Annotated in this window: 20 protein-coding genes and 1 pseudogene; 19 read left to right on the top strand and 2 right to left on the bottom strand. The window is 49.5% G+C overall.

Annotated features, from left to right (window positions below; translation table 11 throughout):
* The first annotated feature begins 3 nt into the window (after positions 1-3).
* Both A3842_RS33530 and A3842_RS30060 read left to right on the top strand, forming a co-directional pair.
* Entirely contained in the window at positions 4-156 is a 153-nt protein-coding gene (locus tag A3842_RS33530; protein ID WP_244169652.1) for a hypothetical protein, read from the top strand.
* Between the two features lie 193 nt (positions 157-349).
* The gene (locus A3842_RS30060) at positions 350-853 is read left to right on the top strand and encodes a ferritin (RefSeq protein ID WP_074083494.1); all 504 of its coding nucleotides are present in this window, start codon (positions 350-352) and stop codon (positions 851-853) included.
* A gap of 12 nt (positions 854-865) precedes the next feature.
* Here A3842_RS30060 and A3842_RS30065 read toward each other — a convergent pair whose 3' ends face one another.
* The gene (locus A3842_RS30065; RefSeq protein WP_074103752.1) at positions 866-2221 is read right to left on the bottom strand and encodes a PQQ-binding-like beta-propeller repeat protein; all 1356 of its coding nucleotides are present in this window, start codon (positions 2219-2221) and stop codon (positions 866-868) included.
* A gap of 358 nt (positions 2222-2579) precedes the next feature.
* Between A3842_RS30065 and A3842_RS30070 the strand changes: the two genes are divergently transcribed.
* Positions 2580-3443 (top strand): cation diffusion facilitator family transporter, encoded by an 864-nt coding sequence (locus A3842_RS30070; protein ID WP_074103753.1) that lies wholly within the window; start codon positions 2580-2582, stop codon positions 3441-3443.
* Positions 3444-3538: 95 nt separating this feature from the next.
* A complete protein-coding gene (locus A3842_RS30075) occupies positions 3539-3940 on the top strand; it encodes a VOC family protein (protein ID WP_074103754.1) in 402 nt (133 codons plus the stop codon).
* Positions 3941-4039: 99 nt separating this feature from the next.
* Here the strand turns inward: A3842_RS30075 and A3842_RS30080 are convergent, their stop codons facing one another.
* Positions 4040-4411, bottom strand: coding sequence for an iron chaperone (locus A3842_RS30080; RefSeq protein WP_074103755.1), 372 nt, complete (start codon positions 4409-4411; stop codon positions 4040-4042).
* Positions 4412-4863: 452 nt separating this feature from the next.
* On the opposite strand from A3842_RS30080, the pseudogene A3842_RS30085 reads away from it, so the two are divergent.
* The 15 genes and pseudogenes from A3842_RS30085 to A3842_RS30155 form a co-directional block, all read left to right on the top strand.
* Positions 4864-5109 (top strand): annotated as a pseudogene (locus A3842_RS30085) (NrtR DNA-binding winged helix domain-containing protein); the annotation flags it as partial.
* A 32-nt stretch (positions 5110-5141) separates the two neighbouring features.
* Positions 5142-5618 carry a riboflavin biosynthesis intermediates N-glycosidase gene (locus A3842_RS30090; protein WP_074083488.1) on the top strand — a complete coding sequence of 159 codons (477 nt, stop codon included), beginning with the start codon at positions 5142-5144 and terminating at the stop codon, positions 5616-5618.
* 43 nt (positions 5619-5661) lie between these two features.
* The gene (locus tag A3842_RS30095) at positions 5662-6525 is read left to right on the top strand and encodes a TIGR02452 family protein (protein WP_074103756.1); all 864 of its coding nucleotides are present in this window, start codon (positions 5662-5664) and stop codon (positions 6523-6525) included.
* Between the two features lie 278 nt (positions 6526-6803).
* Positions 6804-7217 (top strand): bacteriohemerythrin, encoded by a 414-nt coding sequence (locus tag A3842_RS30100; protein WP_083606620.1) that lies wholly within the window; start codon positions 6804-6806, stop codon positions 7215-7217.
* A gap of 164 nt (positions 7218-7381) precedes the next feature.
* Positions 7382-8575, top strand: coding sequence for a metallophosphoesterase (locus A3842_RS30105; RefSeq protein ID WP_074103757.1), 1194 nt, complete (start codon positions 7382-7384; stop codon positions 8573-8575).
* Between the two features lie 129 nt (positions 8576-8704).
* Positions 8705-9211, top strand: coding sequence for a MarR family winged helix-turn-helix transcriptional regulator (locus A3842_RS30110; protein WP_083609797.1), 507 nt, complete (start codon positions 8705-8707; stop codon positions 9209-9211).
* Positions 9212-9389: 178 nt separating this feature from the next.
* Entirely contained in the window at positions 9390-10211 is an 822-nt protein-coding gene (locus tag A3842_RS30115; RefSeq protein WP_074083484.1) for an SDR family oxidoreductase, read from the top strand.
* Between the two features lie 90 nt (positions 10212-10301).
* Positions 10302-10979: a response regulator transcription factor gene (locus tag A3842_RS30120; RefSeq protein ID WP_074083483.1), complete on the top strand. Its 678-nt coding sequence runs from the start codon at positions 10302-10304 to the stop codon at positions 10977-10979.
* Positions 10976-12352: a sensor histidine kinase gene (locus A3842_RS30125; protein ID WP_074103758.1), complete on the top strand. Its 1377-nt coding sequence runs from the start codon at positions 10976-10978 to the stop codon at positions 12350-12352. The genes A3842_RS30120 and A3842_RS30125 overlap by 4 nt, the downstream gene beginning before the upstream one ends.
* A 69-nt stretch (positions 12353-12421) precedes the next feature.
* Complete coding sequence (locus A3842_RS30130) at positions 12422-13540, top strand: ABC transporter permease (RefSeq protein WP_074103759.1); 1119 nt, start codon at positions 12422-12424, stop codon at positions 13538-13540.
* On the top strand, positions 13537-14214 hold the full coding sequence (locus A3842_RS30135; protein ID WP_074083480.1) for an ABC transporter ATP-binding protein: 678 nt from the start codon (positions 13537-13539) through the stop codon (positions 14212-14214). The genes A3842_RS30130 and A3842_RS30135 overlap by 4 nt, the downstream gene beginning before the upstream one ends.
* 305 nt (positions 14215-14519) lie before the next feature.
* Entirely contained in the window at positions 14520-17603 is a 3084-nt protein-coding gene (locus A3842_RS30140) for an ATP-binding protein (RefSeq protein ID WP_256701932.1), read from the top strand.
* 15 nt (positions 17604-17618) lie between these two features.
* On the top strand, positions 17619-18749 hold the full coding sequence (locus A3842_RS30145; protein WP_074103761.1) for a response regulator: 1131 nt from the start codon (positions 17619-17621) through the stop codon (positions 18747-18749).
* A 183-nt stretch (positions 18750-18932) separates the two neighbouring features.
* A complete protein-coding gene (locus tag A3842_RS30150) occupies positions 18933-19607 on the top strand; it encodes a S1 family peptidase (RefSeq protein ID WP_074103762.1) in 675 nt (224 codons plus the stop codon).
* A 103-nt stretch (positions 19608-19710) separates the two neighbouring features.
* A complete protein-coding gene (locus A3842_RS30155) occupies positions 19711-24987 on the top strand; it encodes a hypothetical protein (RefSeq protein ID WP_074103763.1) in 5277 nt (1758 codons plus the stop codon).
* Positions 24988-25049: the final 62 nt, after the last annotated feature.

The following is a 25049-nucleotide window of genomic DNA, read 5'->3' on the forward strand; positions in this document are numbered from 1 at the left end:
GTGGTGGGGACTGAGCCGGAGGTGAAGCAGCATCCGTTTGCCGGGGAGGAGGATTTTCAGATGAAGGTGAAGCTGCAGGAGGTACTGGTTGTGGCTCTGCCGTATTACTGGAACCTGCTTTTCCGCTGCAGCCGCTGCTTAAGAGGAGGCAAGTAATGGTCATAACCAAAGTAATCCTTTTATAGCTTGGAACAACAGGGTTACTGTGTTCGTGGAACCGGGTCATTGTATGCTGACTCCCCTTTCTGTTTGCTGGATCACAAGTGCAGATGTTAAGATGAAGTAGACATTTGCTACATAAGCTTTGCTACACTGCACACAAAATTTTAAGGATGAGGTGAATTTGATCATGAAAGAAGAATTGGTAAATGCGCTAAATGAACAAATGAATTTTGAGTTTTATTCTGCACATGTGTACCTCGCGATGGCTGCATATTGCTCCGGCGAAAGTCTCGATGGCTTCGCTAATTTTTTCCTGATCCAGGCAGAAGAAGAACGGTTCCATGCAATGAAAATCTACAAATTCCTGAATGACCGGGACTTCCGGGCCAGACTGGCTGCCCTTCCCGAGCCTAAAAATGAGTATACATCCATGCTGGACGCATTTGAGCATGCATTCGCCCATGAACAGCAGAACACCTCAAGATTCTATCATTTGGCTGACTTGGCGCTTGATGAACGGGAACATGCAACCATCTATTTCCTGAAATGGTTCATTGATGAGCAGGTGGAAGAAGAGGCATTATTCAGTAATATTATCGCCAAGCTGAAGCGGATTGAAACCGACAGCAATGCCTTCTACATGCTGGATGCTGAGTTTGCAGGACGCACATTCACAGCACCTGCTGAATAATAAATCGGACGTCTATTGAATTGCAGCAGGCAGTTTGATGCCCAGCATCTTCCCTCCGCTGCGGACAATAAGGATATTCCCTGTTTTGAGTGAAGGCTGGAATTCACGGGAAGCGGTTTTGACAGTGAACAACGGCTTCTGGCTGATGAGATCATAAGCATGAAATAATCCGTCGGATTGTCCAGTATACATGGTCCGGCCGAAGATATCCATTTGAACCGAGGGATTTTCACCCTGCTTCGTGCTGATTACTTGTCCATTTGCGAGCTTCATGGTAATCAGGCTGTTGTCGCTGTAATTGTAATACATCAGCCGATCCTGGATCACCTTGTACAGTGGGAATACATGATCGGAAAGCGGCTGGTTCCATTGCTTCAGAGGTTTCCCATTCACTGTATAGTTCCAGAAGTTATACTGGGCAACCTTCTGCCCTTGCATAACATACAGGTTGCTGCCATCCAGAAACGCTGAACCATACACCCCTCCGGACCGGAATCCACCGTCTGGAGGGGTGTTGTTGTCTGTCCAGCGGTAATTGCGTTCACCTTGGAGCTGACCGGTCTGCAGGTTGAAAATAGATACCAGAACTTTACGGTTCACCGGGTCTTCATCCAGCATTTCCAGTGATTTGATGGAATACACCAGACCATCGCGAATGGTCAACGGCATACTCTGGCGGTATTGCTCCCATAACTTCTTACCCGTCTTAGAGTCATAAGCTATGATCGACGGGAAGGTTAAGACTCCAGCGCTGGTATAGAGGCGGATCAGCACTCCATCCACTTCTGTTAAGTCCGTGTAGCCCTCATAATTGCTGTCCTCGGCGATTTTCCATTTGAGCTTCCCGGTGGAAGCATCCACAGCCGCAAGCTGTCTGCCTTGAGTCACATAAATCTTGTCTCCCAGAGGATGTATGCTGGATGCATTAGAAAAAGGCAAAGAAGTATTCCATACTTTCCGTCCTGACTCTGCTACGGCGTATAACGTGCCGGTTTGCGTTACTCCATAAATCATTCCTTTGCTGTAGGTGTACAGCGGCGCCAGGGCGCTGCCGTATTCCCACAGCTTTTTGCCTGTAGCTGCGTTCAGCGCAGCTAATGTATAGTTCTTCTGGAGCGCAAAAACCTTGCCGTTCTCTGCGAGAGCAGTAATGGACTGGGCCGGGAGACTGCTCGGAATGGTGGCCGTGGAGAAAGACCACAACGGCTTAAGTACAGGGGCTGTGACTTGAGTATAGAAAGGATTTCCAATACTGACAGCTGCCTTCTCAGCCGAAGCGGCAGGGAGGAGGTCTCCGGCATACAGGGGGAATATCACACTAATTCCGGCGAGAACGGAAGTGATCTGTTTAAGCTTAATTCTGTTCATTTTATCAATGCTCCTTTTGTGTTAGAAGTAGACTCCATTTCGAATAGAACTAAACCTTACTACCTTTAGACTGGGAAAATAGAAAAAAGTTACAGTCATATATGCTGAACTTAAGAATGCAAGCCGGCTGCTTGACCAAACCTTTGTGAATCAAGAATATTGCCAATTCAGCAAGTTAGATCGTTGAGTTCTGAAGTTGAACAAGGGCAAACAATGTTGCGTGCGGCAAAACACTTCCGGTCTTCCAACTCTATTTGGCTGGGCGAACACTTGCGCGGCCCGGCAACACTGTTTCTCTAGACCCACCCGGTTGTCTGCGTGTAGTATAGAACGATACTATTCTTTGGAGGTTCTTTGCTTGGAAAACTACAGTGATATCAAACAAAGTGAAAAAGGGGCCTGGCTGAGTCTTTTTGCATATATCCTGCTGTCTGCCATCAAGTTATTTATGGGTACAGCTTCAAACTCTCAAGCACTTCTTGCCGACGGTTTGAACAACAGCACGGATATTATTGCCTCGCTGGCCATTCTGGCAGGGCTTAAGATTTCCAGGCGGCCGCCAGACTCCAATCACAGCTATGGACATTTCAGGGCGGAAACTGTGGCGGCACTGGTCGCTTCTTTCATAATGATCGCTGTAGGACTTCAAGTTCTGTATCAGGGTGTGAACAAATTCATTCAGCCCGCACTCGAGACACCCGATCTAGTATCCGCATGGACGGCAGCAGGCTGCGCTATAGTAATGTTCGCTGTTTACATGTACAACATCAGACTTGCCCGCAGACTGAACAGCAATGCCATGCAGGCCGTTGCTCAGGATAACCGGTCAGATGCTCTTGTGAGTATTGGTGCTTTTATCGGGATTGTCGGTTCGCAATTCGGCCTGCCTTGGCTGGATCCGCTGACCGCTACAATTGTCGGGGGATTGATCTGCAAGACCGCCTGGGATATCTTCCGCAAGGCAACACATGATCTTACCGACGGTTTTGATGCCAATGAGCTTGAGCTGATGAAACAGACCGTTGCTAATATTGAAGGGGTTGAATCCATTAAGGATATCAAGGCCAGAATACACGGGAATAATGTGCTGGTGGATACGACGGTACTGGTAGACTCCAACTTAAATGTGGTGCAGAGCCATGATATTACCGAGAAAATTGAGGATCAGCTGAAGGACCTTCACCAGGTCGCTAATGTTCTGGTACATATTGAACCCGTGTAAATGCAGCTCTTCTGTGTGACGTAGAACTTCAAGTAATTCGACGGTCAGACACCGATCTGTAGTATGCTTAACGCAAACTGGAGGTGGGCTATACAATGAAGAAGGTAAACCTGGAAGGCCTAACATTACTCGCCGATGATGTTGCCCGATTGGCACGGTTCTATCATGAAGTCCTGGGATTTGCAATCGTTGTAGAAGAAGCGCATTACGTAGAATTCAGCAATTCAGGCGTCCGGTTGGCAATTTGTTCCAAACCCCTTATGGCGGAGAATACCAATGGTCATTTCTCCTTCAGTGAGCAACGAAGCGGACAAGCCGCCGAGCTTAATTTCCAATGTGATTCGCCGGATGAAGTATATACTTTGTACGATGAATTCATTTCGAAAGGAGCTATGGACATCATGAAGCCGCAAGTGAAGTCTTGGGGTCATACTACTGCTTTCTTTGCCGATCCCGAAGGGAATATTCATTCCTTATTTGCGATAAATCCTGCGTAAGCTGAAGATCCAGAAGCACTAATAGCGAAGAGGCGTAACCAGGTTAGTGGTTACGCCTTTTATGTTGTAATTAATATCTGTTTATGCTCTCAAAAGCTCTTATGGCCGCCAAAAAGTTGAACAGTCTGCTTTATCCAAAATATTAAACTCAATTAATGTTTCAAGTAATGAGAAATCAACTGGTTTATCCCAGTGGATACGCACCAGCTGCTGGGTATGATTATAGCCAGCCTGCACAATTGTATCAGAAAAATAATTAATCACTGCCTTTTCAGGAGCAACGGCCAAATGATGTTTGGCGATGCTGAAGCCAATAATAAAGGTGCCGTGATCGGTAAACATAGGCTGATTCCACGCAATCTTTGGCACTAAAGTCGGGAATTTCATGATTACCCACGTCAAAACCTCTTCCGTTCGGGCCCGATGCTGCGGGTTAGCAATATTCGCTACATACTCTGCAAAAACTTCCATGTTGTTCCCTCCTGAAATAAAATCATCTCGTTCTGAGAATCCCTCAAACCCATTATGCGTACTAAGTATATCTATGAAAAGCTTGATATAACAGAGTTGCTGATTCACCTGTTTGTGTCCATGTCCCAAAAGATTTCACAGCAGAGATGCTATAACAATATTAGGGAGTCCGGTGTCATTTATATACGTTTAATATTTTTGTTTAAACAAACGCTTGACTTCACTAACGGGATTGGGTATATAATAACATTATGATAATAACACAATGATAATATCTAACGGGCTAACATACTCCCAATTCTAAGCCAAAGGAGTATCCACATGCCGAAAGAACCGGTTACTGACCGCAATGGCTTAACCGAGGAATAATTTTTGCAGGGCTATGATGCAGGGATGTATGAGCGTCCGTCCGTAACAGTCGATATGCTGATCTTTATCGTAATGGAGCACAGTATGCGATTGAACGCCTTCGGAGCAAGGTGGAGTACACTGATATTATTTTTAATCTGATGCCGCCCTTGTTTACACTGTCCGAGCTTCAACGGGTCTATGAAATTATACTTGGCAGAGAACTGCTGGCGCCCGCCTTCCTCCGTAAATTGGCCGACCGTGTGACCGAAACTGAGGAGTTCACCAAAGATGCCGGTCATCGGCCTTCGAAGCTGTACCGGTACAGAGTGGACCGTGATACAAATTAAATTTTGAGTGAATACAGAATGGAGAGTTATAAATGGAGACTTTTACTTACTTTTACCGCAGCGGTTCGCCGTTCTCGCAGTGGTATCCTTGCAATTTCACTGTAGATGAGATGAGCTTTAACTGTGCAGAACAATACATGATGTACGGCAAGGCGCTTTTATTCAAGGATGAAGGCACGGCCAGACAGATATTACGCGCAAGAACACCCAGGGAACAAAAGGAGCTGGGACGTAAAGTGAGCGGCTTCAATGACAGCGAATGGAATGCTCACTGCAGAGACATTGTCTACCAGGGGAACCGGGAGAAATTTCTGCAAAATGAAGAGCTACTGCAGCTATTGCTGAATACAAAGGGAACTACACTAGTTGAAGCCAGTCCGACAGACCGTATTTGGGGTGTGGGCTTGGCCGAGAATGACCACCGCATCCACAGCAGAAGAACCTGGAGAGGCACCAATTGGCTGGGTGAAGTGCTTACGCAGCTTCGTGACGACCTGTTACAGGAATAAACAAACCCCGGTACGACTCCGGGATAAGGAGTGAACACATAGGATGAACAACCTGAATCCGAGGAATAGAAGAGCAGCAATCGCGCAAGAAACACTGGATATATTGGAAAAAGGAAATTACGTTAACCGGATGGGCCGGCTTGTTGACATTGCTGAAGATGTCAGATCAGCCATCTCAAATACCCGTTTATATGCACCGGAGGAGCTGCCACAGCTTAATGAGACAATAGTGGAACACATGAAGGAAGGTGCCAGGCAGACCACGAAGCTGGCAGTCACCAGCGAGTCCACTTTGGCTGCGGCCTATCGATTAGTTGTAAAAGAGGGCCGTGACCAGACGGTATGCCTGAACTTTGCTTCTGCCAAGAACCCGGGAGGCGGCTTCCTGGGAGGAAGCCAGGCGCAGGAGGAAAGTTTAGCCCGTGCTTCTGCACTTTATCTGTCCATCGCCCCCAAAAATGAAATGTACCAATATAACCGCGGCCGTAAGACCTGCCTGTATTCCCATTACATGATTTATTCACCTAAGGTATCTGTCATCCGTGACAGCCAGGATCAGCTGCTGGACGAACCGTATCTGGTGTCGTTCATTACCGCGCCAGCAGTGAACGCGGGAGTCGTCCGCGAGCGGGAGGCTCAGGAGATTGGAATGATCCCAACCGTTATGCTGGAGCGCATCCGCTATATTCTGACTGTAGCCGCTAATAATGGGCATAAGACTATCGTACTCGGAGCATTTGGCTGCGGAGTTTTCCGGAATAATCCGAATGAGGTGGCCGAATGGTTCAGACAGGTGCTGCTGGATGAAGGCTATCAAAGGCTGTTTGACCAGATCGTATTTGCTGTGTTGGATCACTCTCCGAATCACGGTGTGCTTGGCGCTTTTCAGACAACCTTCAATGTTTAAAAGGTTTCTTTTCTGACCGTTTGCCCAACATAACACCCCTTCTTTCGGCTTAAGCATTGGCATCTGTCAATGCTTTTTACCAGTTTACTCCTTCGTAGGCATGAATGTAAGTAATGTATATGCTGCATGGCGATTTTAACTCTTCTTTGATTCTGGAATATAATCGATATTTGTTACATTGTGTCGTGTGATGTTATTAACAGAACTTTTATGCCGAAAAGTAGAAAATAAAATAAGCTTTTCATTATGTAAAATATGGTAAAAGGTAGGGTGAGTCAATGATTAACTGGAAAGATTCATATGACATCGGAGTGGAGAAGATTGACTGCCAGCACCGACAGCTGCTTGTGAAGCTGAACGAATTTTTTGATGCCTGTACGAACCAGCAGGGCAAAGAGAAGATTGAAGAAACCCTGAAATTTCTCAAGGACTATACGCTAGAGCATTTCAGTGATGAAGAGAAATTAATGCAGGATATTGAATTCCCGGAATTGACCGAGCACCGCAAGACCCATGCCGAGTTTGTCCAGACTGTGCTGGATCTTGAAGAGAGCATTAAGACTAAGGGTATTTCTGTACTTTCGACCATTAAGCTGAACCGCACATTAACTGACTGGCTGCTCAATCACATCAACAAATGCGATAAACTGATTGGTCAATGCATGGCCAGCAAAGGGAATCAAGCGATATAGATTACAGCGTGAATATTTCATAATGAAGATGAAGATGCCGCAGGGCATTTTCTTTTTTTTGGCCTTTATTTTCATTGCCGGAGCAGAGTTTATACTACTCGAATGCTTTGTGTTATCATTTGAATTAGAGATTCAGATAAACTGCAAGGCAAGGGAGTGGAATGATGAAAATATTGCGTATGCTTGCTTCGGGTCTGGTCATGCTGCTTGTGCTGGGTCTTGTGAATTTCTACATTGGGCTGCATCTATGGGTTCTGCTGGTGAAATGGCTGCCGGGGATTCACGCAGGGGTATTTTGGCCGCTGTTTCTGCTCATTGCTTTTGCTTATATGATTGGAATGGTTCCTTGGCCTAAAGCGGTGAAGCCGGCTGCCCGGCTGTTCAAGGTGATTGGTTCCTATTATCTCGCCTGCATGGAATTTGCCATTATAGTGCTCCCGCTTACGGATTTGCTCTACTGGGTGCTTGGTCTAATGGGGGTCGAGCGTGCAGCGTTTACTTCGAAGGCGGGTACAACACTGGTTCTCCTGCTGGCTATCTTCCTCATCTGGGGTTCGCGCAATGCCTGGAGTACAGTTGTGCGAAATCACCCGATTCCAATTGACAAGTCAAATGGAACTAGTGCACCGCTGACCATTGCGGTCGCATCCGATCTCCATCTGGGTAACATTGTCGGCAACCGTCATCTGCGCCGCATGGTGGCAGAGATGAACCGGATGCAGCCGGACCTGATTCTGCTCGCAGGAGATGTGCTTGATGACAGTATTGAGCCGTTTATCCGCAACGGGATGAGTGAAGAGATCCGAAAGCTCAAAGCGCGCCACGGGGTTTACGCTGTACTCGGCAATCACGAATATTATGGAGGTTCCATTAAACAATACACAGAGCTGATGGACAGTATCGGGATCAAAGTCCTGCAGGATGATGTAGTAGACACCGCTGGTCTGTATATTGTGGGGCGCAAAGATAAAACCGCCGAGTCTATGGAGGCCGGTGGCCGCAAAAGCGTGGAATCCTTGCTGGAAGGACTTGATCTGTCCCGGCCGGTAATTATGATGGATCATCAGCCCACCGGATTTGATATCGCCGCCAAGGCGGGAGTGGACGTATTGCTCTCGGGACATACACACCGGGGTCAAATTGCTCCGAACCACTGGATTACCAGACGGTTATTTGAACTGGACTGGGGCTATCTGCGTAAAGATAAGATGCATGTGATTGTCTCCTCCGGTTACGGAACCTGGGGACCGCCCATCCGTTTGGCCAGCCGTTCCGAGCTGATCAAGCTTGAGGTTAGACTGGAGGGCAGCAAGCGCTACAGTGAAGAGCCGGTTCACGGAAATCCTGTTCTGATATAACAAAAGATAAGCCCCTGCCTCGTATTTTGAGGTGCGGGGGCTTATTTTGTTTTGACATTTACAGCTGCATCCGTTATGTTAAAAACAGAAATAGTTAAGCTATTAACTAAATGGAGCTGAACAGAAAGTATGGACGATCTGCAAGAGGGGAATTTACCGCAAGATGATCTGCAGCAGAAGGAGCTGAAGCAAGATGATCTGCAGGAATATGTGCTGAACCTCCCGCTGCCTAATGAAGCTTTTTTTACACTAGTTGAGGCGACTGCAGGTCTGGTGGCTGTGTCTGAGAAGGACTGGCAGTCCAAGGGTTTAAATGGTGCAAGAATTCGGGTACTCGTGGAGATTGCCAAGCAAGGCGGAAGGGTGCTCCCATCAGTACTTGCCGGGAAAATCGGTGTTACCAAGGCCAATATCAGCCTGTTGTTGACCCCGCTGGAACGGGATGGCTACATCACCAGGGCTGAGCATGCCCAGGATGGACGCAAGTCAGTGATTTCACTTACGGATGCCGGCCGTATTCTATTGGCAGAACAGCTTCCCGGTAACCGCGAGGCCGTTGCTGGAAGGATGAGCCGTTTGAACGGAGAGGAACTGCGTCAGCTAACACAGCTGCTGCAAAAGCTGAACCGGCCATGACAGCATATAATCAATAAGACACTAAGCTGCATGAACGGTGAAACAGAATTTGTGGCAAGCTGTAGGCTGAATCCCTACATTCTAGGGATGTCCATCCGTCCCTTGCTTCACCTATATAGTTAATAGCTTAACTATCATTTTCAAATACATTAGACCTATTTGAGGAGGAAGAATGAAAATGACCATTCTGATAACCGGAGCTACAGGACAACTTGGCAGCCAGATTATAGAAAACCTGCTATCCCGTGTCTCAGCCAGTAACTTCGTTGCGGGGGTACGTAATTTAGATACAGCCGCACAATTAACCGGTCGTGGGGTGGAAGTCCGGTGTTTTGATTACGATCGGCCGGAAACACTACAGAATGCTTTGGCCGGAGTGTCCAAGCTGTTGTTAATCTCCAGCTCACATACGGATGATGCTGTAAGGCTGGCAGGGCACAAGAATGTAATCGATGCGGCCAAGACAGCCGGAGTTGCGCATATTCTCTACACCAGCTTCGCTTTTCCGCAGGCAGGTAATATACATCCAGGCAATGTTCATGCGCTTACTGAACAAGCGATACTGGAGTCGGGGATGGAGTATACCATTTTACGCAACGGGCTCTACATTGATTTCGTAGGAGTGCTCGGACTGAATGAAGCGATTCGCAGCGGTGTGCTGCTGACCCGGCCCGGGGATTGGCGGTTCAATGCTGTAACACGAGGCGACCTGGCACGGGCAACGGCAAATGTTCTTACCGGAACCGGACATGAGCATCGGGTATATGAGCTGGCTGCGCCGCAGACCTGGTCTTTTGACAATCTGGCAGAGGTGCTTACTGAGCTTGCCGGCAAGCCTGTAACTCATACTGAAGATATGTCTATACAGCACTGGATTTATCATTTTCTAAGCAGTATCGACACCACATCTACCTCTGAGGATCTGGAACACCTTATGGGCCAGCCTGCCGCTTCACTAAAGGAGAGCATTATGCCATTTTTGAATCTGGGAGATCTGTAAAATATAGTCCTCCTGCCGCCAAAGTTGTCTAAACTCCTTAATGTTGCTACTATGATGACAGCAAAAGGGATTACCCAGGGAGTGATAGAGATGAAGAAAATAATAGTGGCCGACGATGATATGAATATCCGCACCCTATTGCGGCATGTACTGACGAGGGAAGGGTATCAGGTGCTGGAAGCTGCCGACGGCCGCGAGGCGATGGGTCTGATGAAGAAGAGTACAGTAGATCTGGCCGTGGTCGATGTGATGATGCCCTATATGGACGGGCTTGAGTTGTGTGAGTACATCCGGGAGACCTACGATATTCCGGTTATCCTGCTTACCGCGCGCCAGCAGCTCAGCGACAAGGAGCAGGGATATTTACGCGGGACCGATGACTATGTGACAAAGCCGTTTGAACCGGAAGAGCTTTTGTTCCGCATCAAAGCGCTGTTCCGCCGCTACTCCGTGGCTGCAAGCGACAAGATCCGCCTGAACTCTCTGGTGATTGACCGCAAGAATTATGAGATCAGCGACGGGAATGATGTGCTTTTACTGCCGGTGAAGGAGTTCGAGCTGCTGGCCCAGCTTGCGCAGTATCCCGGCCGGCTGTTCTCGCGCAGCGAGCTGATTGAGCTGGTATGGGGCGCGGATTACGAGGGGGATGAGCGGACGGTAGATGTGCATATCAAACGCCTGCGCGACCGGTTCAGCGGATACAAGAATGACTTCACCATCCGCACGGTCCGCGGCATCGGCTACAAAGTGGAAATGGTGAATCTATGAAATCCCTGTATGTAAGAATGAGTATATTGTTCTGTTCGGTGATTGTGATCAGCAGCGTGCTGGGATTTCTCATGTCCAACGCTTATTATCAGGTCAAAATCAAACCGCAGAACGACGCCAAGCTGACCAAAATGGCCCTTGGCCTGCAGTCCTTTATAGAGGATCACCCGGATGCTGTGGAGGAATATCTGCTAAGCACAGCCTCCTTGGGATACAAGATGTATCTCTCGAACGATCAAGGCGATGAACGGTTTTATGGTCTGCCTTTCCGTAAAAATGATCTGAAGGAAGGCGAGCTGCAAAAAGTGCTGGCCGGGGGCACCTACCATGGTGTGGCTGACTTTCCCAGTCAAATGTTCATTACAGGCTTTTTTGATAATCAGCTCAGCAATTCGATAGGCGTTCCCATACATATTCACGGCCAGACCTATGCACTGTTTATGCGGCCGGATGCCGGAGTGCAGTTTGGCGAGCTGCGGATCTTTTTTGCCGTACTTATTGCGGTTACGATTTTGTTCAGCCTCTGGTTTGTTCTGATTACTGTCTTTCATGTGGTTAGGCCGATCACCCGGTTGACCGAAGCTACGAAAAAAATCTCCAAGGGCAGATACGATATCAAGCTCTACACGGCACGGCGCGATGAAATCGGCCAGCTGGCATCCCACTTTATGGTCATGAGCCGGGAACTGGAGCGGACGAACCGGTCACGGCAGGAATTTGTCGCCAACGTCTCGCATGAGATCGAATCGCCATTGACCTCTATTCAGGGCTTCGCCCATGCTCTTAAGGATGCTACTCTCCCGGATCAGCAGCGGATAGAGTACCTGTCCATTATTGATGAGGAGAGCCGGAGGCTGTCGATGCTAAGCAAGCAGCTGCTTACCTTGTCATCGCTCGATTATGACGGAAATGCGCTGGATAAGAGAAGCATTGATCTCCGGGCGCAGCTACGCCAGGTTGTGCAGATTATGGAGTGGCGGCTGACGGAGAAGGAGCTTGCCGTACGGCTGCATGCAGCGGATATCACCCTTCAGGGCGATTCCAATCTGCTCTATCAGGTATGGATGAATCTGTTGTCCAATGCGGTAAAATATACCCAAGCCGGCGGGTCGATCTCGATTTCGGCGGAAGTCTCTGACCACAGCTGTGTCATAAGCTTTGCGGATAATGGCGAAGGTATTCCGGAGGATCAGCTTCCGATGATATTTGACCGCTTTTATAAAGTGGACCGTGCACGTACCCGTGACAGTAACAGTACCGGACTTGGATTATCCATTGTGCGTAAAATCATCGAAGTGCACGGCGGAACCATCGAGGCAGAGAGCCATCTCGGGAAAGGGACGACTTTTACGGTAACGCTGCCGCTTCTGTAATTTTCTATTCATACTCCGTTCATTTTCATCTTCTAAACTGTGGTTATACAGATTAGAAGGAGTGGTTACATGTTTTTGGCATTGAGGGAGATGAGGCACTCCAAAGCACGCTACAGCCTCATTATGGTTATTATGCTCCTGGTCTCATTTCTGGTCTTGTTCGTAACCGGGTTGGCGCGGGGTCTGGCTTATGCCAATGTTTCAGCCGTGGAAAATATGTCCGCGAACTATTTTGCCGTGCAAAGTGACGCTGATCATGCGTTCAGACGTTCCCAATTAAGTGATACGGAGCTTACTGCCGCCCGTTCGATGGTCGGGGAAAAGAACGCAACACCGCTGGCGGTGCAAATGAGCACGATTACGGCAGACGGTGCCGATGTGAAGGCGGACATTACTTTTTTTGCCGTAGATATGGATGGTATGCTGAAACCAAAGGTGGTTCAGGGCGATGGCATTACCAATGAAACCAAGGGCAGTGTCGTTGTGGATTCGAAGCTCAAAGAGTCGGGAATCAGCATCGGCAGTCTGGTCAAGGATCAAGCTTCCGGGCTGACCTTTAAGGTCGCCGGTTTTGTAAAGGACAGCTCCTACAGCCATACTCCTGTCGTATACATCAACAATCTGGACTGGCAGGCGATGAGACAGGGTACAGGACAGGGCGGCAGCAGCGCTCAGCAGGTCCCTTATAATGTTATTGCACTCAAGACTACTTCCTCTGTTGCAGCACAGATCACAAGCAAGCTGAACAATGTAGAGGTCATTACGCAAAAACAGGCGATTGCCAGCATCCCAGGTTATTCTGCCGAACAAAATTCACTCTTGATGATGATCGTATTCCTGTTCGTGATCTCTGGGTTCGTGCTTGCGGTATTCTTCTATGTGATCACGATCCAAAAGTCCAGCCAGTTCGGTATCTTGAAGGCAATGGGCACCAAAATGTCCTATTTAGCCTGGAGTGTGGTCGGTCAGGTGCTGATCCTCTCAGTAGCTAGTCTGACGATCAGCCTGCTGCTGACCTTTGGGATGAATATGGGGCTGCCGGATACGATGCCATTTCAGCTGAAAGGCCAGACGATTGGGCTGACCAGTGTGCTGTTTATCGGTATGTCGCTGCTGGGGTCGCTAATTTCTGTAGCCAAAGTAGCAAAAGTAGACGCCTTAGATGCGATTGGGAGGACTGGAGCATGAGTGCCAAACTGATGATGAAGCAAGTGACTCATACGTATGGTGACGGAGATGGGGCAAGGACCATCTTGAATCATCTTGATCTTACTGTAAATGATAGTGAATTTGTTGCAGTACTGGGGCCTTCAGGCACAGGGAAAAGCACCTTTCTCTCCGCCGCAGGGGCGCTGCTGACTCCGACCAGCGGGGAAATCTACATCGATGGTGAGCCGCTGGGCAACAAGGACAAAAGCGCCTTAACCGAGCTGCGGCTACAAAAAATCGGCTTTATGTTCCAAAGCGCACAGCTTCTTCCGTATCTGAAAGTAGAGGAGCAATTACTGTATGTGGCTAAACTGGCGAAGCTCAGTACCAAGGAAGCCAAAGAGCGTTCAGCTTATCTATTGAAGCGGCTGGGAATTTGGGAGCGGCGGAATCATTACCCTGAGAAGCTCTCCGGCGGCGAGAAGCAGCGTGTGGCGATTGCCAGAGCGTGGATGAATAAGCCGGCGGTTCTGTTCGCGGATGAGCCGACAGCCAGCCTCGATTTCAGCCGCGGCAAGGAGGTTGTGCAGATGATCGCAGACGAGGTGAAGAACGAAGGCAAAGCTGCGGTTATGGTAACCCATGACGAGCGTATGCTGGAATGGTGCGACCGGGTATATCATTTGCAGGATGGCGTGCTGGTTGAGCAGTAAGGGATGAATAGGCTGGGACCGGGAAGACGTGACACTACACAATCTGGACATCAGACGCAGCTATGTGTCACAGACCCGGAAGTAGGCGCTGATGAAGCTGAATCATGAGTTTTAAAAGATAAGTTTATATAGAGTGACGAAGGTGATTTATGATAAATCCAGAGGGATCTGATCCTTTTGGATTTTTTGTATGCTAACTAATCAAGCAACATCGCAAACAAATCGAATAATTATTGCTTGTGAGTTTCTTGAGAGATTGATATCGTATGATATATTCGTCGAGTATGTGCAGAATGGGGTTACTTATGAAGAGTTGGGGCAAATTTTCGATTGTAGTGGTGGCGTTGCTCGCGTTTGGGATGCTGTTTTTATATATGGAATCGCTTAAGAGTGCGGTGATGCCGCTTGCTAAGCATGGAGTGCTGGACTTAAGGGAAACCCGTCTTCCTGATCAAGGCTTGGTGAATTTGAACGGCGAATGGGATTTCTATGAAGGAAGGCTGTTAACGCCGGCTGATCTGAACGAAGAAACGGTAAAGGGACAGCTTTATTTGAACGTGCCTGGAGCGTGGGAAGGGAAGCATAAGAACGAGGGAATGCACCGAAAAGGGTATGGCACCTATCATCTGAAGCTGCTGGTTCCGAACGGTGATTCGGTCTACGGGATCAAAATTAACAATATCCGCATGTCGCACAAGTTATACATTAACGGGAAGCTGGAGGGTGAGAGTGGTGTTCCGGTGAAGGCTAAAGAGCAAAGCCACCCGGGTAATACGCCGTATACCGTTTTTTTTCATTCCAGTGATGAAACGATTGATATTGTTATTCAGGTTGCCAACTACGAATTTATTAATGGAGGCGTGATCCGTCCCATTCAGTTTGGAGCACAGAAAGAAATCCTCTGGTTAGGAGCCTTTGGCATTGGTGCGGATTTGGCTTGCATTCTGATCTTTATTATGTTCGGCGCCCACCAGCTAACCATGTATTTCCCTGAGCGCAGGGACAGAAGCAATCTGTATTGTGGAATATTCCTGTTATGTTTTTCAGTGAGTCAGATGCTTCAGGACGAGAAACTCTTCCAGCGTCTGCTGCCGGATATCTCGTTCAATGTGACCTACAAGCTCATGGATCTCAGTATTTTTTTTATGATCCCTGTACTGGGTATTTTACTTTTTTCTTCACTCAACAGCCGGTTGATGTCCAGAAAGCTGCAGATACTGCTGATTGGCCCTTTTACTGCTTATGCTGCAGCCATACTGATCTTACCCTACAGGATCTATAACGAAGTTAAACCGGAGTATCTGCTCTATCTGGTTCTTGTGGATATTTATATTATTGCGAGGTTAGTTTTTCTCTGGATCATTTCTAAGAAAGGGACACATGAGAGTAAAGAATTGATCCTGTTCATACTGGCAATTGTGTCAATGATGATCTATCTGGTAGGGGATCTTCTGTCAACGGAAAATATTCTGGCGTCTGATATTGTCAGCAAGCTGGCTGCTTTGGGATTTGTCATGCTGATGAATACGTTGCTGGCAATCCGCTTCTCCCGCACCTTCGAGAAAACCCAAGCCCTGACTCATGAGCTTATGGTCTCCAATCAGATCAAAGATGAATTTCTCATTCATACCTCTCACGAGCTTAGAACCCCGCTGCATGGAATTATGAATATTTCATCATCCCTTCTGGATAATTCCGAGGGCACTCTGTCAGCCGGGCAGCTTGAAAGTCTGTGGCTAGTAAAAGATACGGCAGTGAAGCTGTCCATGCTAATGCAGGATTTGATTGATGTTACACGGCTCAAGCATGGGGATCTGCAAATGCAGTTTTCGGTTGTGAACGTGCGGGCGGCAGTACAGATTGTACTGGATGTGCTGCAATTCGAGCTGGCCGATAAAGATGTGTCTCTTGTGAATCAGGTGTCTCCGAAATTGTGGGTTCATGCGGATGAAAACCGCTTTAGACAAATTCTATATAACCTTGTACATAACGCAATCAAACATACGGATAGAGGAATGATCTCTGTCAATGGGACGATTGCGGATAACTTGGTTCATTTGTTTGTTCAGGATACGGGCGAAGGTATAGCTCCGGACAAACAATCTGACTTGCTCGTACGGGATGATCCCTTTGGCGCAAGCGGGCCTGAAGGCAGGTACTCGGGCATGGGGGTCGGGTTGTATATCAGCCGCAAGCTGGTAGAGGGAATGGGCGGACAAATCCGCTTGGACTGGACCGAGGCGGGGAAGGGGACCCGTATGGCCTTTACCATTCCAAGTGCCAAAGAACGCAGGTCTGCAGCAGATAATGAAGCGGAGCTACCCCGGTTTCGAAATCCACGCAAGTCCGGTTCTCTGGAGATTACAGAGCAATATGAATATACAATTCTGATTGTAGATGACGAGGCCTCCAATATTCACGCTCTTCTTACTATTTTGCGGAGACATCCGTATAATGTGCTGACTGCACTGTCGGGCAGGGAAGCGCTGGACAAAGTCAGCCGGTACCCCCGGATTGATCTCGTCATTCTTGATGTGATGATGCCGGACATGTCAGGAATCGAGCTATGCCGTAAGCTGCGTGAAAAGTATACCATTCTGGATTTACCAATACTGTTCGCTACCGCCAAGGACCGGTCACAGGATATTGCACTGGGCTTTGCGGCAGGAGCCAATGATTATTTGAGCAAACCGTTTGACGGGGAGACTCTGATTGCCAGAATTCAGACATTGCTGGTCATGAAGACCTCCATTCATCAGGCCATTCAGAATGAACTGGCCTTTTATCAGGCTCAGATCAAGCCACATTTCCTCTACAATGCCTTGAGCAGCGTAATCTCCTTCTGCTATACGGATGGAGAGAAGGCGGCTTACCTGCTGTCCAGTCTTAGCCAGTATCTGCGCTATATTCTGGATATGGATCATAAAGAGATATTTGTTCCTCTGGGCAGAGAGCTGGAGTTGATCGATGCATACGTAGAGATTGATCTGGCCCGTTTTGATGACCGTTTTGAATTTGTTAGTGATGTGAACGAAGGCTTGAAGAACTTTCAAATCCCTTCCCTGATTATCCAGCCGCTCGTAGAAAATGCTATTCGTCACGGACTGTTTGACAAGGACGGGCAAGGAGTGGTTACTCTCACGGTTGCAGAAGAGGAACATAGTCTGCTGATAACGATAGAGGATAACGGTTCTGGTATCTCCGACGACGTGCTGTACCGCATTTCCAGTGGTGAACGGCCACGGGAAGGTACGGGGGGGATCGGTATTTTTAATATCAGGCGCAGATTGGAGTCGATACCTGGTGCGGTCTTAACTGTGAGCTCGAAACTGGGCTGTGGGACCAAAGTGATGATAGCCCTGCCGCTCGAGCATAACATGGAAGGGTAAAGGAGGAAGAGATTATTGTTCACAGTAGTTGTTGTGGAGGATGAAAAACCGATCCTGGAGCTAATGAAGGTGGTTGTTGGAAGAAACCCCGATTGCCAAGTGGTGGGTGCTTTCAGTAATCCGTTAGAGGCTCTGGAGGCTCTGCCGTCCCTTAAACCGGATATTGCCTTTTTGGATGTAGAGATGCCTAAGCTATCCGGGCTGGAGCTGGCGGGCAGAATGATTGATTGCTGCGAACACACACGTATTGTTTTCACTACGGCCCACAAGGAATATGCTTTGGAGGCTTTCAATGTATTCGCCTTTGATTACATTCTGAAGCCCATTACGCCCGCCAGTGTCCAGCGTATTACGGATCGTCTACTGAAGGAATCTGGGAGGCCGGTATCGACGAACATGGATCTACACTCCCAGAGAACATCTATCCGCTGTTTTGGCGGTTTCGAGGTTCGCAATTTCAAGGGGGATTTGGTGCGTTGGCCCACACGTAAGACTGAGGAGCTGTTTGCCTATCTGCTGTGTTATCCCAATCAGGAAGCGGGGAAGTGGCAGCTTGTCGATGCTTTGTGGCCCGAGATGGATGAAGCACGATCGGTTCATAATTTGCATAATACGGTCTACCGGCTGAAAAAAATCCTAAAGGAGCATCAGCTTGGCCTAGATATAGGCAAAACCGGGGAAGGATATTTGCTGGAGGTCCTTGAGACTACGTACGACCTGCTGGAGTTTCAGCGTTACAACTCTGCACAGTCTGATGCTCACGGGGAAATTGCACGGCTGGAAAGCTTGTGCATGATGTATCAAGGGCATCTGTTTGACCGTAAGGACTACTTATGGAAGCATTGGCTGGAAGAAGACTACCGCAAGCGGTTTTTGTCCGTGGTCTATGATCTGGGCCGACTCTGCCTGACCCGGAAAGATTGGATCCGTGCAGAGCAAAGACTGAGTGATAGTTTGGAGATATATCCTTTTGAAGAAAATATATGTATGTTGCTCATGGAAGTATATGCAGCGAGCGGAAAATGGGAGAGATTACGTACGTTTTATACCAATTTTGAAGAAAGGTACCGCATTGAATTTGGAATAGCACCATCCCGGGAATTGCAGGATCTCGCTATTGGCTACATAAAAGATAACCAAGGGTAGTTTTATGCCCCAAAATGACCTTGAAATCCACAATTCAGTGGAGGAAGAGGTCGTTTTTTTATGGATCATTATTGACGTATTTCGACATCATACCGCGAATTTGAGAGAAATTTGAGAGAATGCGTTTCTATAATGGAGCTTAGGAATGTGACTAAAGTCATGTATGGAAAGGATGGTGGGCCAATGCGGCGAAAGTTCGGAGCGCTCATTCTGATGGTCTTTGCCGTGTTTTTGCTGCAGAACCATGCACCTGTCTCCATGGCACAGACGCCGGCTCAGTATGATGCGGAGGGACTTTACACCTATGCAGAGCAAGCAGTGTTCTATGTGCGGGCGTTTCGGGAGGATGGCACAGTCAAGGATGTAGGCAGCGGATTTCTGATTCAGCCAGATGGCACAGCTATCACGGCCTATCATGTGGTGGAAGGGGCGGCGCGGCTTGGCTGTGTAAGAAATGACGGCGTTGAAGCCGTCTGCAGGGTGCTGGTATTCGATGAGGTGGCGGATACAGCGGTGCTGAAGCTGCCGTCCCCTGGTAAGGACAATCCCTATCCGTATCTGTCCTTGCGTACTGGCCCGGTCAAGCATGGGGAGAAGGTGTTTGCCATTGGTTATCCTCTGAAAGAGACCAAGATCATCACCGAGGGAATCGTGAATGCACCCGGTGTGGCTATTAACGGAAGGAAACGTATTTTGATATCAGCAACGCTGGTCAATGGCATGTCCGGAGGGCCGCTGATTGACCAGGACGGATATGCGGCTGGACTGCTGTCTGGCTCACTGCGTACGATGAACGGCATTCATCTGGCGGTAGATGCAGAGACAGTGAAGCGGGTAGTCAGCCGGACAGGAATGTAGAACCGGCGCAGAACCCGGGTCTGCCGGTGGGGGCAGGCGGTTAAGAGATATTTACTACATAGATCAGATTCGTTAACCAAAATCCTGGCAGGAGGGTGCATGAATGAGAACATGGGCTAAAAAAAGCCTGACCACCGTACTGGCCGCAGTGATGCTGACGGCCGGTATGCCGTGGCCGGGACAACAGGTGAATGCAGCGGGAAGCTATGAGGATGTGTATGTGTCAGGAACGAAGCTTCTGCACAATGGCGACTGGTACCCGGAAAGAACATCCGACTATGACGAAGATACCGAATCGGATGCTCTGCTCGTCAACGCTTTTGGATGGTTCTCCAAAGTGCAGAATGGCAATGTGGTTCCTGGAGTTACCATTGATAAAGTTGACGGCGATCTGGACGGCGGGCCGCATTTGGGTGACGCTGATGTGCTTAATGCGACCATTCGGATCGCTGACAACCCTCAACTGAAGCAACTGGCGGAAGGGGAAGGGCAGTTCAGAGTTTATATTCGCAGTCTATATGAATCGGATGATGACAGTGCAGAAGTGGAGGTCCACAGTAAAAATCTGGGGAGATGGTACCGCGAGGATTATGTGGGAGCCGGACCTAACCGGGATGACCAGACGACAGACTGGGTTGATCTGGAACCCGATGATGTGATCACCATTCACTTAGAGAGCTGGGGGTCTGGTACGGTCACCGGCATCCACTTGAACTTCCGTGATGTGATTGCGCCTACCGTTAAGGATTACATCTTTGATACTACGGGAACGCAGCGTGACAATACTACGATTGATGAGAAAGAGCTGCTGGTGAAATGGGGCGACGAAGTGAATCTGACCTACCCGTTCAGTGAGCCGCTCAAGGCATCTTCCGGAGAAGCAGCCGACCTTATGCGGCATGATCTGTTCACCAATCCTTCGGGAACGGGATTGCCTGCCGACGGGGAGAATCAGGGGATGCAGCTGCCCGCAGCAACAAGCTGGGCTCAGTTCACCGACAAGCTTAGGTATACCTATAAAGCGGCTAATTACCAGCATACGGGCAATCTGCCTATTGTGAACGGCGGCGAGATAAGTACACTTCCGTCCGGAATCAACCTGAATGAGAAGTCACTGAAGCAGAAAGTCATCGATGCCGATTTTCATGATGCAGCCGGTAATCCGCTGATTGTCAGTAACTTCGGCCAGCGGGCTTCTGCTGCTGCAGGCGATATCTTTCTTCGCGGTAAGGCTATTAATCCATTCGATGCAACGGTCGACCCGGGCAATGCCAGTGACGGTTTCAGGGTTATTGTTGATGCGGTTCCGCCCAAATACAGCTTCGCTGCCAACGGTATCCAGCCGGATATTGTGACGGGAAGCACATTGAACAAGGGGGATACCCTGGATTTCAAGGTGCGGCTGACGGAAGACGTTATCGCTAAAAAAGGATTGTCGGCGGACGGGTTGTTCCTGTATTTCAACAATGGGATGAAAGCCTATTATGTTGAAGGGGAAAATTCATCGCTTTGGACTTTCCGGGCGGCCGTGACGGAGGACGATCTGGATGTGGCACTGCTTAAGGTCATTGCCCTGACCCATTCGTCCAGAGCCGGCGATAGGCCTGCTTATGCGGATAAGGGAGTGCTTCAGGATTATGCCGGCAATCTGCTGACGGATCCTGTGAATACCAGCAAATCGGCGGCTCCGGCTCCGACAGATCCCTCCCGGCAGGTTCCGAATACCAAGATTGACTGGGCGAAGCTGTCCATTGACAATACCGACCCGAGCTTCAAATATCTCTACGATACGCCGGGTGCAACGGGGAACTCGTGGGCACGGTCAGGCAAGATCACCATTGATGCCCGTGATCCTCAAGTCATCGCACCTCCTCTCGACCCGGATGAGGCCGGACAGCCAAGACCAAGCCGCGGCATTTACCGGCCGCTTAATATGACAGGCTCCTCGGGTGAAACTGCGAATCTGGGTCTGGTCTACTATTACTGGAGCCAGAGTCCGGATGATCCGCTGGCCGGAAAAGAAGCCGACGAGTTCGCGGCGGTTAAGCGCTACTCACTTACAGGACAGCAGCCCCGGGAAGGGCTGTATACCGGTGAACTGGATGATTTCAATCTGATGGTGGCCAACAATAGCACCAATCTGCTGTCTCCACCCGCCAAGGCACTAATGGCTGAAGGTAGCGGGACCTGGTACCTGCATACTTGGACGGCGGATATGACCTGGGATTCGGCCCGGGAGCTCATGCAGTACGAGAAGATGAAGACATATAAGTCCAGCCATGCTGCCTCTTACAATGGCTGGATCAACGAGTACAAGGCTACTCATACCGGAGCATCCGAGGCGGATGCGGAAACGTATGCGAACGGCAAAGCCCTTGAAGCGGTCGGTGATTACGGCGATCTGTCCTTGTGGACGGCGGCGGACTTCAAGCATGACGATTCCAACTGGATTTACGGCAAGACCGCCATTCTGCTGGACAACAAGGCTCCAGTCCTTGGCGCTTCCATCTCCGGAATTAATCATACGGCCGTAGTCAAGGCAACAGTCGGGGCATCGGATGAACACAGCGGTATTGATCCTGCTTCGCTGCAATTTCAGTGGGTTAAGGTGGGGGAAACCCCCGGAGAGCTGGATTGGCACGTTGTTCCTTCGGATCGTAGTGTGACGACTCTGAACAATGTAGTAGAAGACGGGGAATATATTCTGTACTTGAGAACTTCCGACAGAGCCGGAAATACGGCTGAATTCCAGATGGTTGAGCATGTTGTGGTTGACTCTACCAGAGAAGTCAGCATCGCCTTCACTCCAGAAGCGCCGGAATCCTATATCCGAAGTCAGGATATCGAAGTTACCGCTCGGGGAGCGGCGGTACTGGAGCTGCAGTACGTCTTCAGTCCTTCTGCTGTCCGGCCAGCTGAGAGCCTGTACCGTACAACGGCGATGGAGTCTGTGTATAAAGACGTCAGTGTGACGGATTCGGTCTACCGCGGTGTCGTTCAGGCGGTCTACGGTCTGAACGGAGAGCAGTACCTTCATATCCGGCTCAAAGAAGATGGGAATGTGCGGTACTACGACTACAGCACACTGTACCGGTTCGACAATGCCGCTCCTGAAATCACATTCAGTCTGAACGGTGTGAGCTACCCCCGTCCGGCTTATTCAGTGCTTGTGACCTCAAACGAGCTGTATAACCCATCCGGGACAGTGGTGGAGTACCAGTGGTTGCCGGAGAATGCTGCTCCGCCGGAGGAATCCTCCGGTGGCTGGCTGCCGCTTCCGGAGGACGGCAAGGCCGTTCTGGACAGCAGTCAGCTGGCTCCTGGCCAATCGGCAGGCTACGTCCTGTATGTGTATGCCCGGGATGGACTGGGCAACAGTGCCGTCACCCACGCCGGAACCTTCCGCTTGTACCGTGCGGATACCTCTCCAGTGGAGGTGCTGCAGTCCGATCTGGTTGCTTTTGAAAGCGGCAGCGGGCAGGGAAGCAAGGCGATCCTTCAGCTGGAGCTGAAGAGTGTCTCCAAGGACGGGTTTGAATACTCTGTCTCCAGCGACAATGGCACCACATGGGGATTGTGGAGACCCTACACGAATTTCGTGCAGGTGGCTGTTCAACAGACCTCAACTGACCAGCTTCAGTTAAAGGCCAAATTCCGTTCACCTTCGGGTGTGGAGAGCACTCCTGTATCTATTGATACGAGCCATTTCGATGCTACGGCCGATCCTCTGTATGGTCTGGCCGCTTACAGTACTCTGAGGCCGACAAAGAGCGGTGGTATTTCGTTGAGCATAGCTGTGGCCACAGGGATCAAGGTGACCCCTGCGGCAGATAATCCAGCTCTGGCAGAGCGGGTGAAGGGCAATACCTTCAAGATTTCGCAAAATGGCCTCTATACCTTTAATCTGGTTGACCTGACAGCGCCGGAGCGCAAGACCCAGCTGCTGGCGGTAGTGAGCAATATCGATTTGACCACGCCAGTAGGAGTGGTTGAATACAACATAACCGGACCTACAAGAGGGAATGTGACTGCCAAGCTCTCTACCTCCGAGCCGGTGCGTATTGTGAACAATGGAGGAAGAGACAGCTATATTTTCAAGGACAACGGTTCATTCACCTTCGAATTTGAGGATGAAGCAGGGAACTTGGGCTCTACTAAGGCGACGGTGAATAATATCGACAGAACGCCTCCGGAAGTATCTCTGGTCAAGAGCTATGCCTACGGAATAGGCGGCTCCAAATCCTTCAAGACGATTCTGGACACTCTGGGCAACGTGCTGTTGTCGACCGGAGTGACGCTGACGGCAGAAAAAAGCTTGCCGGGCAGCGAGGATTTCCAAGTAGTACAAGGTAAGAATCCAGCGGTCATGCTTCAGAACGATCCGGTCAAGCTCATTGTACAGGACCGGCAGGGCAATACTGCGGCTCTGGAGGAGACCATTGCCAATATTGCTCCTGACCTGTTGCAGCCGCGGATTACCCAGGAATTTGTGGACGGGACCGGGCAGCCGCTGGAGGCAGGCAAGCGGGTCACCATCAACGGCAAGACCTATGCCAAGGGTGCGGTGAAGGTAACGCTGAGTGGGCGGATTGATGAGCCTAACCAGATGTTCGCAGGAGCTGTCCCGGTGGTGCAGGGAACTGGCTATGCCAACAAAATCAGCGACGCGGACGGCAACTATGCCTATACCGTCACCTACCGCGCAAACGGCAATACCAGAATGGTACTGAGTGATCTTCTGGGTCGCACCGTTGTGTCGGCCATTCAAGTGGACGGACTGGATAACACGGCGCCGGAGATTCAGCTGAAACGTCCGGTGACTGCGGTAATCCGGGGACAGAAGGATTTCGAGCCTCTGCGGGATCTTGGCGGCTTCACCGCAATGGATAATGTATCTGCAGCGGATAAGCTGAAGGTCACAGTAAGCGCACTAGATCTGACCAAGACAGGCAAACAGATGGTCACTTATACAATAACCGACCAGGTGGGCAATACGGCGACTGCCAAGCAGGAGGTTATGGTCATGAATGACAGCGGTCTGCTGATTATCGGCAACGGCCAGGTACTGTCCTCCAGCCTGGCGGAAACGGTATTGTTCGACACGAACCGGATTACGTTCAGTGTGCTTGGCTATGACAAGATGAGCGTAGGCGGAAAGGAGCGGGTTAATGAGAGGGCTGCGTATACGCTGCTCTATCACACCGGATTGTACCGGGAGGGTCAGATGAAAACGATCGCCGAGGAAATACCACTCCAGGAGCTGACAGCGAATCAATATCAAGTCATCTTCCCGAAGACTGGCTGGTACACCCTTATTATCAGAACGCAAGAGAGAGAAAGAGAGTATGTCACCTTCTTTATCGGCGGCAAGGAATCATAAGCTAGCATCAGGCTCTAATACCGGGTGAGAAAGCGGGCGAACGAAAGAGGTGGAAGTATCCC

It is taken from the genome of Paenibacillus sp. P3E, assembly GCF_001909045.1.
Taxonomy (GTDB): Bacteria; Bacillota; Bacilli; order Paenibacillales; family Paenibacillaceae; genus Paenibacillus_AQ; species Paenibacillus_AQ helianthi.